The following is a 15,957-nucleotide window of genomic DNA, read 5'->3' as shown; positions in this document are numbered from 1 at the left end:
GAATTAAAACTTAAAATTTTATCATCCTGTAGAATCTTAGAATTAAGTCTCTTTTTTTTAACCAAAATTTTTATAAAACTTGGCACAAAAAGTAAGTTAAAATTATACAAAGTTATTTTTTAGATTTTTTTAAAACTTAAAAAATTACAAAAAAATTGAAATAGAATTTTAAGAATCTCCAATTTTATGAATTTTATATTTAATCAAAAAGTTTGATATTTTTCTAAATTATGTTATGATATCAAATATCAAAATTAAGGATATTTCCATTATGAAAAAAATTAAATATGGCTTATTTTTTCTAACTTTTACTATAATATTTTCGGCTTGTTCTACCAAAGAACTCAATCCTTTAGGGCGATCTTATGGAGAAATGTATGATGGCGATCCTTTAAAAATAGGAGAAGAGGCAACCAAACCTACTAAAGAAACTATTCCTAGCCTAGTTGAAGGACAAAAATTTCCAGCTATCCCTTTGGTGCCTCCTGTTATTCGTTTTGATTCTGCAGATGCAAATTCGACACAAATTCCAAGACCGAGATTAAAATCAAGTGGCGGGTTTAACGATGTTTCTGTTGCTGGAAATACTGGTTATGCAAGTGATTTTGTAACTATTATGAATCCAAATGGAGCAGCACTTACTATATGGGGAACCAATCCAGGGAATTGGATATGGGGTTATAGTTTATACAATAGTCAAAAATTTGGGGATGCTAGAATTTGGCAATTGATCGAATTTACAAATGATATTGTTATGATAAAAAATGCTCAAACTGGCACTTGTTTAAATGCTTATGGGAATGGTATAGTGCATTACCCTTGCGATCAAAGCAATCACGCGCAATTTTGGAAACTTACTCCTATGAGTAATGGGGCATATCAAATTAGCAATCTTGCAACCCAACAATGCATACAAACTCCTGTAAGAGATGTGATGCATGAATTTAATCTCAGTTCTTATAAAATTTTTCTAACAAATTGCGTTAAACCAGGTGAAAAAACTTTAGACAGGCAATGGTATATCACAACACCTGCCGATGGGGCTAATTCACCTTATTAAAAGGAATAAATTATGAAAAAAATTATTTTATTTTTAGTTTTTAATATTAGTTTTGTTTTCGGAGCTTTAGAGGATTATTCCACAGGCACTTGGAATATGCAAGGTTCTTCAGCTTCGACTGAAAGCAAATGGAATGTTAGTGTTAGACAACTTGTAACTGGAGAAAATCCTTTAAATATTGTAGCGATCCAAGAAGCAGGTGTTTTACCTGCAACCGCTACAATGACTTCAAGGCAAGTTCAACCTGTAGGAGTTGGAATTCCTATACATGAATATGAATGGAATTTAGGCTCTTTCTCGCGCCCAAATATTGTTTATATTTACTACTCAAGAATTGATGTTGGTGCAAATCGTGTTAATATGGCTATAGTAACCAGAACAAGGGCGGATGAAGTTATCGTTTTACCTCCTCCGACGGTAGCTTCAAGACCTATTATAGGAATTCGAATTTGCAATGATGTATTTTTAAATATCCATGCTTTAGCTAGGGGTGGAAATGATGCAGGTGCTATAGTAACAGCTGTTGATATGCATTTTAGAAATTTACCTGATATCAATTGGATGATTATGGGTGATTTTAATCGCAACCCTGATCAGCTCACCCCATTACTTGATCCTGATTTGAGAAGACGTATTCGCATTGTTTCACCTCCTTCTTTCACGCAAACTTCCGGCAATACAATTGATTACGCAATAACAGGAAATTCAAATCAAGCAGCAGCTTATAGACCACCTTTTATCACAGCTGTTTTGGCTTTGGCGGGTATTAGAACTTTTTTAGCTTCTGATCATTTTCCAGTTAATTTTAGAAGATTTTAAGGAATTGAGAATGAAAAAAATTTTATTATTAATTATGATTTCACTAAGTGCTGTTTTTGGAATACAACCCTCTAAAGGAGATTTGCCTGATTATACCCCTATGTTTGCTATAAGATCTGTTCAAACTGGAATTTCTATAAGTGTTTTTAGGGAAAGTTCTAAAGACTTAACAGATCAAAATTGGGTATTAAGAGAAATTATTTTAAGTGATAAATTAAAAGCAAAAGATACTCTTGCTGATAAATTCCCTTTTGGATATGTCCAATTTGTAAATCCAAACGATGATGATATATGTTTAGCTATTTTAGAAAGTGGCTTTTTTGGTGCTAAATCTTGCAAAAAAGATTTAGAAGATGAAAAATTAGAAACCATTTTTTCTATTATGCCGACAACAAGCTCTGCGGTGCAAATTAGATCTTTAGTTTTAGGTGGAGTTGAATGTATTTCAACCTTCCGTAATCCACAAATTCCTTTAGAAACTCGCATAGGTATTCAGGAGTGTTTTAGAGGTCCTCACGAATTTGTTGAACCTTTTCAATTGTTATTTTTTACCCCTGCCATCGTGGAAGCTACTCCACTTAATTAATTTGCCAAAGAGGCAAATTAATTATAGTTTTTCATAAATAATTAATAAACCAAAAATATTTTTATAATATCTTTTAACGAAATCATTTGTTTTTGTTATAATTTCTAATTAAAATTTTATTTTAAAGGAAGTTTTATGTTAAATCTTTTACTTTTGAGTAGTTCAAGCTATAAAGATACTGGTTTTTAACTCATGCTAAAACATTTCTTGTCGTTGACACTCTTAAATTTTTATTAAAATTTAGTTGTTTAAGTAGAAATTTGTTAAAATTTTCAAAAATTAATTTTTAGGATATTCTTGAAAACCTTTCTTGTTTGTGCATTAGAACCATCAGCAAATTTACATTTAAAAGAAGTTTTAAAAGCTTATAAAAGTGATTATAAAGAATTTGATTTAGTGGGAATTTATGATGAGAGTTTATGCAATGAGTTTAAATTAAATTCAAAACCTCTTTATAGTTCGCACGAATTTAGTGCTATGGGTTTTGTAGAGATCTTACCTCTTATCTTTAAAGCAAAACGCGCCATAAAAGAGTTAGCAAAATTAAGTTTTACGCAAAAAATAGATGCGATTTTATGTATAGATTCTCCTGCTTTTAACATCCCTTTTGCGAAAGCTTTAAAAAAAGCCGATTCTAAGATAAAAAGAATTTATTATATCTTGCCTCAAGTTTGGGCTTGGAAAAAAGGAAGAATTCCCATTATAGAAAGTCATTTTGATATTTTGGCTTCCATTTTACCTTTTGATGATCGGTTTTTTAGTAAAAGTATTTACGTTGGACACCCGCTTTTGGATGAAATCAAAGAATTTAAAGATGAAAAAGATGCACAAGTTCTACTTTCAAAAAAAGAAAATGAAAAAATCATTGCTTTTTTACCTGGATCAAGAAGAAGTGAAATCAAATGCTTAATGCCTATTTTTAAAGAACTTTCTAAAAAATTTCAAGGTGAAAAAATTCTTTGCATTCCTCCTTTTAATCTCGATAAAATAGATCTTTATGGCGATGTTAGCGAATTTAAAATAGAGAGTAATACGCCTAAAGTTTTAAAAAAATCGGATTTTGCTTTTATTTGTAGCGGTACAGCAACTTTAGAAGCAGCATTAGTTGGAGCTCCTTTTGTCCTTGCTTATAAGGCAAAGGCTATTGATATTTTTATAGCAAGGCTTTTTGTGAAATTAAAACATATTGGCCTTGCAAATATTTTTTGCGATTTTGCAGGAAAAGAAGAGTTAAACCCTGAATTCTTGCAAAATGAAGTCAGTGTAGAAAATTTATATCAAGCTTATCTTAAATATAATTATAAGAGTTTTTTTGCTAAAGTTGATTTTTTAAAACAGTATTTAAAATTTGGAAGTGCAAAAAATTTAGCTAAAATACTTGATGAAAATTAAAAGGATAAATTATGCAAAAAGAACCAATGAGTCAATTTGGATATGATAAATTAGTCACTGAATTAAAAGATTTAAAAGACAATCAACGCCCAGCAGTCGTCATAGAAATCGATACTGCAAGAAGTCATGGAGATTTAAAAGAAAATGCAGAATACCACGCAGCAAGAGAAAAACAAGCTTTAATTGAAAGTCGCATAGCAGAACTTAGTGATTTATTAGCTCGTGCTCAAGTTATAGATCCTGCAAGCTATGAGCATGATAGTGTGAAATTTGGATCTAGTGTTGTCATTATGGATTTAGATACTGAAAAAGAAAGTAAATATACCCTTGTTGGAGTTTGTGAAGGAAATTTAGATAAGGGTTATATTTCCATTGCTTCTCCTATAGCAAAAGCTATGCTTGGAAAGAAAGAAGGCGATGAATTTAAAGTTCGTTTGCCTAAAGGTGAAAGCGAATTTGAAATCGTTTCTATTAATTATGAACCTTTGAAATTTTAAGGATGCAAGAATTAATCTTACAAAATAAGGCAATTTTAATTGCCGATGCACATGAAAATACTCAACGAAGAGGTTTTTGGAAATTTTTACAAGCTTTAAAAAATAATGAAATTTCCACACCTCAACTCATCTTAATGGGTGATATTTTCGATCTACTCATTGGAGAAATTTCTGCTACTCATGAATTTGCAAAACCTTATATTAATTTACTAGAAGACCTAGCACAAAAGATAGAAATCATTTATCTTGAAGGAAATCATGATTTTAATCTTTCTTGCTTTTTTAAAAAGGTAAAAATTTTTCCCATAGAAATACAACCCTTAAAACTTCAATTGCACACAAGTAAAGTTAAAAATGAAAATTCTTATATTTTTTTAGCACATGGTGATATTTTTTTATCTCCACTCTTGCAATTTGCACTCAAAAGCCTTAGAAATCATTATTTACTTGTATTTTTGAACTGGATAAATCAAATCAGCTTTCACGCTATATCAAAAAAAATCTTAAAAAAACAAAATCAAAAAAATCTATTTTATAAGATAAGGAATTTTGAAAATTTAGCCAATAAAAGATATCTAAAATATAGAAATTTAAGTTCTTGGGTGTGTGAAGGGCATTATCATCAAAATTTTATTCTCAACAAAAAAGACATTAAATATTTTAATCCTGATAGTTTTGCACATAAGGAAAGTTTTTTTTTAGTAGAATACAAACAAGAAATTGAATTTCGAGAACAGAAATTGAGGGGTCAAAATGTTTGATGAAAATATCGTGAAAACGGGTTCAAATGAAATGGAGCTTGTCGATTTCCGTATCTTTAAGCAAGGACAAGATAAGATTTATGAAGGAATTTATGGAGTAAATGTCTCTAAAGTTAGAGAAATTATTAAAATTCCAACTCTTACAGAACTTCCTGGAGTACCTGATTATATCGAAGGAATATTTGATCTTCGTGGTATCGTTATTCCTGTAGTTAATCTTGCTAAATGGATGCAAATTGTCGAGCCAGAAAGTGCTATGCTAAAACCTAGAGTTATTATTACTGAATTTAGTAATATTCTTATAGGTTTTATTGTTCATGAAGCAAAAAGAATTCGTCGTATTAATTGGAAAGATATAGAACCAGCAACTTTTTCAACAGGTTCTGGTACTCTAGATAGAGGTAAAATTACCGGAGTTACACGCATAGAAAATGATGAAGTATTATTAATACTCGATCTAGAAAGTGTTATAGAAGAATTAGGGATTTACGCACCTAAAACCGATGTTGATTACAAACTAGAAAAATTCAGTGGAACGGCTCTCATTTTAGATGATAGTTTAACCGCTAGAAAACGCGTAAAAGATATGATGCAACAGCTTGGTTTACAAGTTATTGAAGCTAAAGATGGAGTTGAAGGTTTAAATAAACTTGAAGAACTTAGCCAAGTTTATGGTGAAAATTTATGTAGTGTTTTAAAAATTATAATTAGCGACGTTGAAATGCCTCAAATGGATGGTTTCCATTTTGCAGCACGTCTTAAAGATGACATAAGATTTAAAGATATTCCTATTGTCTTTAATTCATCGTTATCTAATGAATTTATGAATGAAAAAGGCGTTAAAGAAGCTGGCGGAGAAGGTTATTTAGTTAAATTTAATGCTAGTGATTTCTTTGGCGAAGTGACTAAAGTTTTGAAAAAATACCAATCACAGGAACAGGGGTAAAATATGGAAGATATGCAAGAAATACTTGAAGACTTTTTAGTTGAGGCTTTTGAGCTAGTTGAGCAAATCGACCATGATTTGGTAGAACTTGAATCAAATCCAGAAGATTTAGAATTACTTAATAGGATTTTCCGTGTTGCACACACTGTAAAAGGTTCATCAAGTTTTTTAAATTTTGATGTTTTAACAAAGTTAACTCACCACATGGAAGATGTTTTAAATAAAGCAAGGCATGGGGAATTAAAAATTACTCCAGATATTATGGATGTTGTTTTAGAATCAATTGATAGAATGAAGACGTTGCTTAATTCTATACGAGATAATGGTAATGATACCGCTATAGGTATGGATATAGAACCAATTTGTACAAGATTAACTGCAATTTCTGAAGGGGAAGCTCCAGCTGGAAATTCAGCACCAGTAGAAGAAAAACCGATACAAGCACCAAAAGAAGAGACGGTGCAGGAACCAGAAGTAGATGTTAATCAATTAAGTGATTCTGAAGTAGAGGCTGAGATTGAAAGATTATTAAAAGTAAGAAAGGCTGAAGATCAAGCTCGTCGAGATGCAAAAAAGAAAAATCCTACTGCTCAGTCTAAACAACCAGCCAAAACTGACAGTGGAGACAAAAAAGTTCCTGCATCAAGCAGTGGTGGCGGTATGGATCAAACTATTCGTGTTGAAGTTAAAAGACTAGATCACTTAATGAATTTAATTGGAGAGCTTGTTCTTGGTAAAAACCGCTTACTTAAAATTTATGATGATGTTGAAGAACGCTATGAAGGTGAAAAATTCCTTGAAGAACTTAATCAAGTTGTAAGCCAACTTAGCATTATCACAACCGATGTTCAATTAGCGGTTATGAAAACTAGGATGCAACCTATTGCAAAAGTTTTCAATAAATTCCCAAGGGTTGTTCGTGACTTAAGTCGTGAGCTTGGCAAACAAATAGAACTTGAAATTTCTGGTGAAGAAACAGAACTTGATAAGTCTATTGTTGAAGAAATTGGCGATCCTATTATGCATATGATCAGAAATTCTTGTGATCATGGTGTTGAAGATCCAGCAACTCGTGCAGCTGATGGTAAACCTGAAAAAGGTATCGTTCAGCTTAAGGCTTACAACGAAGGAAATCATATAGTAGTTGAAATTACCGATGATGGTAAAGGACTTGATCCAAACGGCTTAAAAGCAAAAGCTATGGAGAAAAATTTGATCACAGAAAGAGAAGCGGATCAAATGACGGACAAAGAAGCTTTTGCACTTATTTTCAAACCAGGTTTTTCAACTGCAGCTAAAGTGACTAATGTTTCTGGACGTGGTGTCGGTATGGACGTTGTTAAAACCAATATTGAAAAACTCAATGGTGTAATTGAAATCGATAGCGAATTAGGAAAAGGAAGTACCTTCAAACTTAAAATTCCTCTTACTTTGGCTATTATTCAATCCTTGCTTGTTGGAACTCAAGAAGAATTTTATGCTATTCCACTTGCAAGCGTTCTTGAAACCGTTAGAGTGCCAGTTGATGATATATATACCATCGAAGGTAAAAATGTATTACGTCTAAGAGATGAAGTACTATCTCTTGTAAGACTTTCTGATGTATTTGGAGTAAAACAAGTACTTGAAAGTGGCGAACAAACCTATGTTGTAGTTATTGGCGTGGCTGAAAGTAAGCTTGGTATCATAGTAGATACTCTTGTAGGACAAGAAGAAATTGTTATTAAGTCTATGGGAGAATATTTACAAAATATTCAAGGTATAGCTGGCGCTACAATACGTGGTGATGGTAGAGTAACTTTAATCATTGATGTAGGTGCTATGATGGATATGGCTAAAGAAATCAAAGTTGATATTAAAGCTCAACTTGAAGCTAGTTCTAAAAAAGTTAAAGAGCAACCAAGTGATTATAAAGTTTTAATCGTGGATGATTCTAAGATGGATAGAACTTTAATGCAAAAAGCACTAGAACCACTTGGAGTAAGCTTGATTGAAGCAACTAATGGAGCTGAAGCACTCAATATTGTAAAATCTGGCGAACACGATATCGATGCTATGCTTATAGATATTGAAATGCCAAGAATGGATGGTTATACCTTAGCTGCAGAAATTAGAAAATATTCTAAATATCGCAACTTACCACTTATAGCTGTAACTTCTAGAACAAGCAAAACAGATCGTTTAAGAGGTGTAGAGGTAGGTATGACTGAATATATTACAAAACCTTATTCTCCAGAATATTTGGAAAATGTGGTAAGAAAAAATTTAAAACTAGGATAAGAATATGAGTAATGAAAAATTAGAGCAAATATTGCAAAAACAGCAAACTCAGATAGCTGGTCCTGATATCGATCAAAAAGAAGATGATATTATTCAACTTGTTGGATTTGTGGTTGGAGACGAAGAATATGCTATTCCAATTCTCAATATTCAAGAAATTATTAAACCTATAGAATATACAAGAGTTCCAAGTGTACCTGATTATGTTCTAGGTGTGTTTAATATGCGTGGTAATGTTATGCCACTTATTGATTTAGCACAGCGCTTCCATTTAGGTAGTTCAAAAATGACTCCTCAAACTCGTTATATTGTTTTAAGGGGTTCAACTGATACAGGCAGTAGTGCTTCCGGCAATGCGGGTTTTGTTATAGATAGATTAACTGAAGCTATAAAAATTCATAGAAACCGCATTGATCCGCCACCTGAAACTTTACTTAAAGAAAAAGGCATGATTTATGGTATAGGAAAAAGGGATGAGAATATCCTGACTATCCTAAAGGTTGAAGCTTTGCTTAAACGTGAATTCTAATGATTAAACTTTGCGTTTTTGATTTTGATTCCACTTTAATGGATGGCGAAACTATAGATATTCTAGCTGATTTTCATGGAGTGGGTGATAAGGTAAAAAATATCGCCCACAGTCCTAATAAACTTGATTTCTTTGAAGCTTTACTTAAAAAAGTATCTTATTTAAAAGGTATGCCGTATACAAAAGTTTTAGAAATCGGACAAAAACTTCCTTTGATGAATGGAGCTTATGAACTCTGTGAATTTTTAAAATCTAAAAATATACTTTTGATTATTTGTAGTGGTGGTTTTTATGAAGGTATAAATCCAGCAATGGAAAAACTTGGCTTTAATATGGGCTTTGCCAATCATTTACATCAAAAAAATGGGGTGCTTAGTGGTCTTGTAGGCGGAGAAATGATGTTTTTAAATTCTAAAGGATTAATGCTTCAAAAACTCAAAAAAATGCTTCATTTAAAAAGCGAAGAAATTATGTGCGTTGGAGATGGTTTTAATGATATTGCTATGTTTGAAGAAAGTGGCTTAAAAATTGCATTTTGCGCCAATGAAACTTTAAAATCTAAAGCCGATATTTGTATAGATAAAAAAGACCTAAAAGAAATAATAAAGGCGATATAATGAAAAAATTTTCTTTATGGTGTGATTTTATCGAAAATAGTTTTTTAGATTATAATTTTTTAAATTTATTGTCTCTCGGAATTAATGGTGCAACTTCTAATCCAGCAATTTTTAAAAATGCTATTTTAAATTCTCCAATTTATCAAAGCAAAATCGCTGCCTTAAAAGGGAAAAAGGCAAAAGAAATTTATGAAGAACTTGCTATTTGTGACATACAAAAAGCTGCAGATAAACTCGCTCCTTTGTTTTATCAAAAAAACGATGGTTTTATTAGTATAGAAATAGATCCAAGATTTTATGATAACACCGCTTTAAGCTTAGGAGAAGCAAAAAAGCTTTATACAGCCATTGCTAAAGAAAATCTTATGATTAAAATTCCAGCAACCAAAGCTTCTTATGAAGTAATGTATGAACTCATGAAAAATGGTATCAATGTAAATGCAACACTAATTTTTTCACAAGAGCAAAATAAGCAATGTTTCGAAGCACTTAATCAAGGTTTAATAGAATTTAGAAAAACCAATATGAATTTAAAAGAAAAATTAAATACTCCAAAAGCTGTAATCAGCATCTTTGTGAGTCGTTTTGATAGACTTTTAAACCCAAAAACAAAAGAACAAAATCGCATAGGTATTTTAAATGCAAACTTAGCTTATAACTACATTATAAATCAAAATGAACCTAATATCCGTGCACTTTTTGCTAGCACTGGAGTAAAAGGGGATGATCTATCAAAAGATTATTACATCAAAGAACTTCTTTTTGAAAATAGCGTAAACACCGCTCCACTTGATGCTATTAAGGCTTTTGATTGGAAATTTGATTTTAAAAATCCACTAAATAATGCAGAAATTAAAACACAACTTGATCAAATAATCACAGAGGATGAATTGAAACAATCTTGTGATATTTTACTACAAGAAGGTTTAGAACAATTTTGCATTGCTTTTGAAGAAATTTTAAAGGCTTTATAATCAACGTATTTTTAATTTTTTATTCCCTCTAATTTTTAATATTTTAGAAGGAGCGCTTTCAAAAAAATTTTTATCTAAAATTACATCGGCTACACTTTTAGCCCAAATTTCATCAAATTTTTTTCCATGTTTATTTGCAGAACTTGAATAAAAAAAGCCATTTTGAGATAAAAATTCAGCATGTTTGCAATCTTTAACAATGCGAATGGCTTGATTGTTAGGATAAATAAAAGTAGTTTTTTTAACACGACGCACTAAATTCTTAAAACCTTTTGGCACTCTTGTAAGTTTTTGCAACTCACTTAATTTTGCTAAAGTAATAAGACAAGGCGTATTTTTATCCCTGCCCTTTAAAATATTAATTTCTTCTAAATTTTTACTTAAAAAACCAGCCGTTGTATCCGTTTGAGCTAGATAGATCATTTATTATCTAAAATAAAATTTATAATTTGTAAAACATCATAACGGTGATTCTTGCTTAAAATTCCAAAAACTTTTAACATTTCTAAAAAAATATTTATATTATTTTGATTAACTTCTAAATATCCTTTTTCTTTACTATTAATACATCTATTTAAAAAATTTCTTTCTCCAGTATTATTTTTAAGTAAATAAACAGGAAAGCAAAAATATAACATTCCTTGAACCCCAACAGCCCTCTGCTTTTCTCTTATTACAATTTCACTTAAAAAATCTTCATTGTTGAATTGATATACTAATAAAGGATAAGATATATTGGATTCTAAAAAATTAATTTTAGCAATTTGTCTTTTTACAAAATTACTCCTATTAATTCTCATTCTATCTTCTATTAAATCATCATTAGTTTCTAAAAATTCTTTAACAAGTAATAGATTTTCTTTTGAAATAATATTTTGTTTAAAAAATTGAAAAATAATATCACTAAGTTCATAAAGATCTTTATTTTTTCCATTTGCTCCAATAAATTTTCCATTCTCTTTTGTTGTTATAATATCATACCCTATTTGCCATTCTATATAATGTTGAATATTAATAATTATTTTTGTTGGAGCTACTGGAAGCCCGTAATCATTAAAAGTATTTCTTTGCTTTATTCTAATTTTTCCAGCAACAGAAGTCAATGGCAACTCATAGTCGATTTTAAATTTCACTCTATCTCCTTCATTACAAATAAATTATAAAAATACTCTTCTATTTTATTTTTATTATATGGTTTTTTATAAAAAAAATTTAAAAACTCATTTTCTATTTTTAAAAAACTCTCATTATTAATAAATATATCCAAATTTCCAAAATAATAAGGTAGTAAATAAGAATATTGTTTAAAAAAATGAATATAAATATAATATTTTAAATTATCTTCAAAAACTTTAATAGAATTCGAATTTTTATAAACCATAAAAGTTTGATTGCGCTTTAAAGCATTAATATCTCTTAAAGTATGAAAATAAGCAATAGCTTTTCTTGTATCTTTTTGATTTGGATATTTTGGAACATAATTAGCTATACTATCATAATTTTTTAAAATTAATTCGTGACCCTCTATGGTTTTAAAAACATAATTTTTTATATACTCATAATTCATACCTTTTTCATTTCTTTGATAAAGAGCAATAATAATAGGAAAAAAAGTATTAGATTTTGGAGTAAAAATTTCAGATGAAACAATTAAACCATCAATCAATCTATAACTATTTTTAAATTTTGATAAAGCATTAAAATTTGTTTTTTTGATTAAATAAGATAAAGGATGTAAAACACAGATAAATTCCGGTTTTAAAACTTCATATGATCTAAGAAAAGAAATTCCTAAATCTCTATGAAGTAACTCTTTATCACAAGAAAAAAGTTCTTTCTTTACGCTTGAGCGAAGTATTGAGGTTTTATCATTATATGGAGGATTACCTATAATAATAAGCTTATCATCATTCTTGATATAGAATTTCTTTCTGCTTACATTTATTAAAGAATTTGTATGAATTATCTTTGCATTATTAACTTTATTAAGTGCAATCTTATCAATATCGCATCCGATATAATTTAAATTTTTAATAAAAAAATCACCATAACCACAAGAACTATCTAAAAAAACATAATCTTGCAATTTAACAACCCATTTATCTAGCAAACTATAAGCATTATTCACTAAAAATCTAGGTGTATAATAACTTCCTAAATTAATAGTTGCTTCCTTATTAAGATGATTTTGCATAACTTTTAAACTTTTAAATGCTCTTGTAAGCTTTTTATTTCCAAGTAGGTTTTTCCTTGTATAGCTTTGATCGATTTAGCACCCGCTAAAGCGGAACGTAAATTGGTAAAGTATGGAATTTTAAAGCGTATGATATTTTCGCGAATTTTTTTCGTATCTCCTTGAAAACTATGATTATCGCTTGTATTAATTACTAGATTAATTTCACCATTTTTTAATTTATCTTCAACATTAGGACGACCTTCAGAAATTTTATACACAAGCTCACATTCAAAACCATTGGCTTGTATTTCTTTACAAGTTCCACTCGTTGCCATTAATTTAAAACCTAATTTAGCATATTCTGTAGCGATTTTTTTAGCATATTTTTTATCTTTTTCTTTTAAAGAAATAAATACAACTCCACTTTCTGGTAGGTGGTTAAAAGATGCAATTTGACTTTTGGCAAAAGAATTAGCAAAATCTTTACTAATCCCCATTACTTCTCCAGTAGAACGCATTTCAGGTCCAAGCTCTAAATCACTGCTGCTAAGCTTTGCAAATGGAAAAACCGCTTCTTTTACACAAATATACTTTGAAATTTTAGGACGTAAAATTTTACCATTAAAATCCACCACGCTAAAAGTATCATAAAATTTCAAAGCTTCTTTTAAATTACCTTGCCACATCACACGTGTTGCAACTTTAGCCAAAGGAATACCTGTAGCCTTACTAACAAAAGGCACAGTTCGACTCGCTCTAGGATTAACTTCTATAATATAAAGCTCATTATTATAAATGGCAAATTGGATATTTAAGAGCCCAATTACACCTAAATTTAAAGCAATATCTGCAGTTTTTTCTGAAATTAAATTTTGCATTTTTTCATCGATATTGCAAGGTGGTAAAGAACAAGCACTATCACCTGAATGAACTCCAGCTTCTTGGATATGTTCCATAATTCCAGCAATATAAACATCTTTCCCGTCGCAAATTGCATCCACATCGATTTCAGTAGCATTTTCTAAATATTGATCAATTAAAACAGGACTTTTATCGCTTACACTTACCGCTTCTTGCATATAAAGACGAAGTTCAGATTCATTATCAACCACACGCATAGCACGTCCACCTAAAACATAACTTGGACGAACTAAAATAGGGTAGCCAATTTCACCAGCCCTTAATACTGCCTCTTCGACATTAATTGCTGTAGAATTTCTAGGCTGATTGATACCTAATTTTTCGACAAATTCAGCAAATTTCTTTCTGTCTTCAGCCATATCAATCACTCTTGCACTTGTACCTATAATTTTTGCTCCAAAAACACTAAGACGTTTGGCAAATTTTAAAGGAGTTTGACCACCAAAATGCACGATAATTCCATCAGGTTTTTCTCGCTCAATAACAGCTCTTAAATGCTCAAAATCAATAGGTTCAAAATATAAAATATCACTCGTATCATAATCAGTCGAAACAGTTTCAGGGTTACAATTATACATAATAGTTTTTACCCCCATATCTTTTAGGGCAAAAGAAGCATGTACACAAGCATAATCAAATTCTATACCTTGTCCTATGCGATTTGGTCCACCCCCTATAATCATAACTTTTTTTTCTTTTCTATCTCTTGCTTCTTGTTTGCTTTGAGTTAATTCACTCACATTAATACTTGAATAAAAATAAGGAGTTAAGGCTTCAAATTCACCTGCACAAGTATCTACTTCACTAAATTCTGCTATAATCTTATGCTTCATTCTTGCATAATAAATATCATTTTGGCTAAGTTCTAAATTGTCTTTTAAATTAACTTGTAAAGCAATCATCTTATCAGAAAATCCTATAGTTTTAGCTTTTCTTAAAAGAATTTTATCATTTAAAATATCCATATCGATTTGTTTTTCAAAATCAACAATTTCTTTAATTTGAGATAAAAACCAAGGATCAATATTGCAAAGCTCATAAAGCTCTTCTATACTAAAACCTTCTCTAAAAGCTTGTGCTATAAAAAGCAATCGTTTTTCATTGGGATTGCGAATTTTAAATATAAGATCATTTCTATCTTCGAATTTGACTTCATCAAATCCACTTAAAGATCTCTCCAAGGAACAAAGTGCTTTTTGAATACTCTCTTTAAAAGTGCGACCTATAGCCATCACTTCGCCTACACTCTTCATTGCTGTGCCTAAAGTTGTATTTGCATTTGGAAATTTTTCAAAAGTAAAACGAGGAATTTTTGTAACAATATAATCAATCACAGGCTCAAAACTAGCTGGAGTTCCCGTAATATCATTTTTTATCTCATCCAAGGTAAAACCAACGGCTAAAAGAGTCGCTACTTTTGCTATAGGATATCCCGTTGCTTTACTTGCTAAAGCACTCGATCTTGAAACTCTTGGATTCATTTCAATTACTATCATTCTACCATTTTTTGGATTGACAGCAAATTGCACATTTGAACCACCAGTATCGACTCCAATTTCACGCAAAATAGCAAAAGAAGCATTTCGCATAACTTGATATTCTTTGTCGGTTAAAGTAAGAGCAGGTGCCACGGTAATACTATCACCCGTATGCACTCCCATAGGATCGACATTTTCTATACTGCAAACAATAATACAATTATCATTTTTATCGCGTATTACCTCCATCTCGTATTCTTTCCATCCGAGCAAACTTTCCTCTATAAGAATTTCATGTATAGGAGATAAAGCTAAAGCCATATTAGCAAGCTCTTTAAATTCATCCATATTATAAACAACGCCACTTCCAGCACCACCTAAAGTATAAGAAGCACGGATCATTAAAGGAAAACCAATTTCATCAACAGCTTTTAAGGCCTCATCATAATTATACGCATACATCGATTTTGGTAAATCCATGCCAATTTTTTTCATACATTCTTTAAAAACTTGACGATCTTCGCCTTTTTTAATCGCTTCAGGATTTGCCCCTAAAAATTTCACATCCCCTAAAAGTCCGCTTTCATAAACTTCCATTGCGACATTAAGCGCTACTTGTCCACCCATAGTAGGCAAAATGGCATCAATTTTTTCTTTTTTAATAATATTTAAGATATTTTCTTTTGTAATAGGTTCTATATAAGTTGCATCGGCAAATTCTGGATCTGTCATAATCGTTGCAGGATTAGAATTAATAAGTATTACACGATATCCCAATTCTTTTAAAGTTTTAGCTGCCTGAGTCCCAGAATAATCAAACTCACAAGCTTGACCTATCACAATGGGTCCACTTCCTATAAGTAAAATATTTTTTATATCGGTTCGCTTTGGCATAAATATTCCTAACAAAATTTTGGACTA

15 protein-coding genes are annotated in these 15,957 nt (G+C 30.6%); 11 read left to right on the top strand and 4 right to left on the bottom strand.

The window, feature by feature from the left end; translation table 11 throughout:
- Nucleotides 1–271: 271 nt before the first annotated feature.
- From CQA69_RS03075 to CQA69_RS03025, 11 genes are all read left to right on the top strand, one after another.
- Entirely contained in the window at nt 272–1,060 is a 789-nt protein-coding gene (locus CQA69_RS03075) for an RICIN domain-containing protein (protein WP_137620365.1), read from the top strand.
- 12 nt (nt 1,061–1,072) lie between these two features.
- Nucleotides 1,073–1,879, top strand: a complete 807-nt coding sequence (locus tag CQA69_RS03070; RefSeq protein WP_137620364.1) for a cytolethal distending toxin subunit B family protein — start codon at nt 1,073–1,075, stop codon at nt 1,877–1,879.
- 10 nt (nt 1,880–1,889) lie between these two features.
- Complete coding sequence (locus CQA69_RS03065; RefSeq protein ID WP_137620363.1) at nt 1,890–2,465, top strand: RICIN domain-containing protein; 576 nt, start codon at nt 1,890–1,892, stop codon at nt 2,463–2,465.
- A 297-nt stretch (nt 2,466–2,762) separates the two neighbouring features.
- Nucleotides 2,763–3,857 (top strand): lipid-A-disaccharide synthase, encoded by a 1,095-nt coding sequence (lpxB, locus tag CQA69_RS03060; RefSeq protein ID WP_137620362.1) that lies wholly within the window; start codon nt 2,763–2,765, stop codon nt 3,855–3,857.
- Between the two features lie 11 nt (nt 3,858–3,868).
- Entirely contained in the window at nt 3,869–4,354 is a 486-nt protein-coding gene (greA, locus tag CQA69_RS03055; protein ID WP_137620361.1) for a transcription elongation factor GreA, read from the top strand.
- Between the two features lie 2 nt (nt 4,355–4,356).
- A complete protein-coding gene (locus CQA69_RS03050; RefSeq protein WP_342773383.1) occupies nt 4,357–5,115 on the top strand; it encodes a UDP-2,3-diacylglucosamine diphosphatase in 759 nt (252 codons plus the stop codon).
- Nucleotides 5,108–6,061, top strand: coding sequence for a chemotaxis protein (locus CQA69_RS03045; RefSeq protein WP_137620360.1), 954 nt, complete (start codon nt 5,108–5,110; stop codon nt 6,059–6,061). Before CQA69_RS03050 ends, CQA69_RS03045 begins: the two co-directional genes overlap by 8 nt.
- A gap of 3 nt (nt 6,062–6,064) precedes the next feature.
- Nucleotides 6,065–8,341 (top strand): hybrid sensor histidine kinase/response regulator, encoded by a 2,277-nt coding sequence (locus CQA69_RS03040; RefSeq protein WP_137620359.1) that lies wholly within the window; start codon nt 6,065–6,067, stop codon nt 8,339–8,341.
- Between the two features lie 4 nt (nt 8,342–8,345).
- Nucleotides 8,346–8,870: a chemotaxis protein CheW gene (locus CQA69_RS03035; RefSeq protein WP_137620358.1), complete on the top strand. Its 525-nt coding sequence runs from the start codon at nt 8,346–8,348 to the stop codon at nt 8,868–8,870.
- Nucleotides 8,870–9,487 (top strand): phosphoserine phosphatase SerB, encoded by a 618-nt coding sequence (gene serB, locus CQA69_RS03030; RefSeq protein ID WP_137620357.1) that lies wholly within the window; start codon nt 8,870–8,872, stop codon nt 9,485–9,487. Before CQA69_RS03035 ends, serB begins: the two co-directional genes overlap by 1 nt.
- Nucleotides 9,487–10,461 (top strand): transaldolase, encoded by a 975-nt coding sequence (locus CQA69_RS03025; RefSeq protein ID WP_137620356.1) that lies wholly within the window; start codon nt 9,487–9,489, stop codon nt 10,459–10,461. The genes serB and CQA69_RS03025 overlap by 1 nt, the downstream gene beginning before the upstream one ends.
- On the opposite strand, the gene CQA69_RS03020 is transcribed toward CQA69_RS03025, so the two are convergent.
- From CQA69_RS03020 to carB, 4 genes are read right to left on the bottom strand one after another with little or no spacing between them, the layout of a single operon-like run.
- Nucleotides 10,462–10,884: a Sua5 YciO YrdC YwlC family protein gene (locus tag CQA69_RS03020; RefSeq protein ID WP_137620355.1), complete on the bottom strand. Its 423-nt coding sequence runs from the start codon at nt 10,882–10,884 to the stop codon at nt 10,462–10,464.
- A complete protein-coding gene (locus CQA69_RS03015) occupies nt 10,881–11,594 on the bottom strand; it encodes a R.Pab1 family restriction endonuclease (protein WP_137620354.1) in 714 nt (237 codons plus the stop codon). The genes CQA69_RS03020 and CQA69_RS03015 overlap by 4 nt, the downstream gene beginning before the upstream one ends.
- Nucleotides 11,591–12,625, bottom strand: coding sequence for a DNA methyltransferase family protein (locus CQA69_RS03010; RefSeq protein WP_407924066.1), 1,035 nt, complete (start codon nt 12,623–12,625; stop codon nt 11,591–11,593). The genes CQA69_RS03015 and CQA69_RS03010 overlap by 4 nt, the downstream gene beginning before the upstream one ends.
- Before the next feature lie 35 nt (nt 12,626–12,660).
- Nucleotides 12,661–15,930, bottom strand: coding sequence for a carbamoyl-phosphate synthase large subunit (gene carB / locus CQA69_RS03005; protein ID WP_137620352.1), 3,270 nt, complete (start codon nt 15,928–15,930; stop codon nt 12,661–12,663).
- Nucleotides 15,931–15,957: the final 27 nt, after the last annotated feature.

Origin of the sequence: Campylobacter estrildidarum, from assembly GCF_005406205.1 — a bacterium.
Taxonomy (GTDB): Bacteria; Campylobacterota; Campylobacteria; order Campylobacterales; family Campylobacteraceae; genus Campylobacter_D; species Campylobacter_D estrildidarum.
This window is presented reverse-complemented; position numbering and strand designations above follow the sequence as displayed.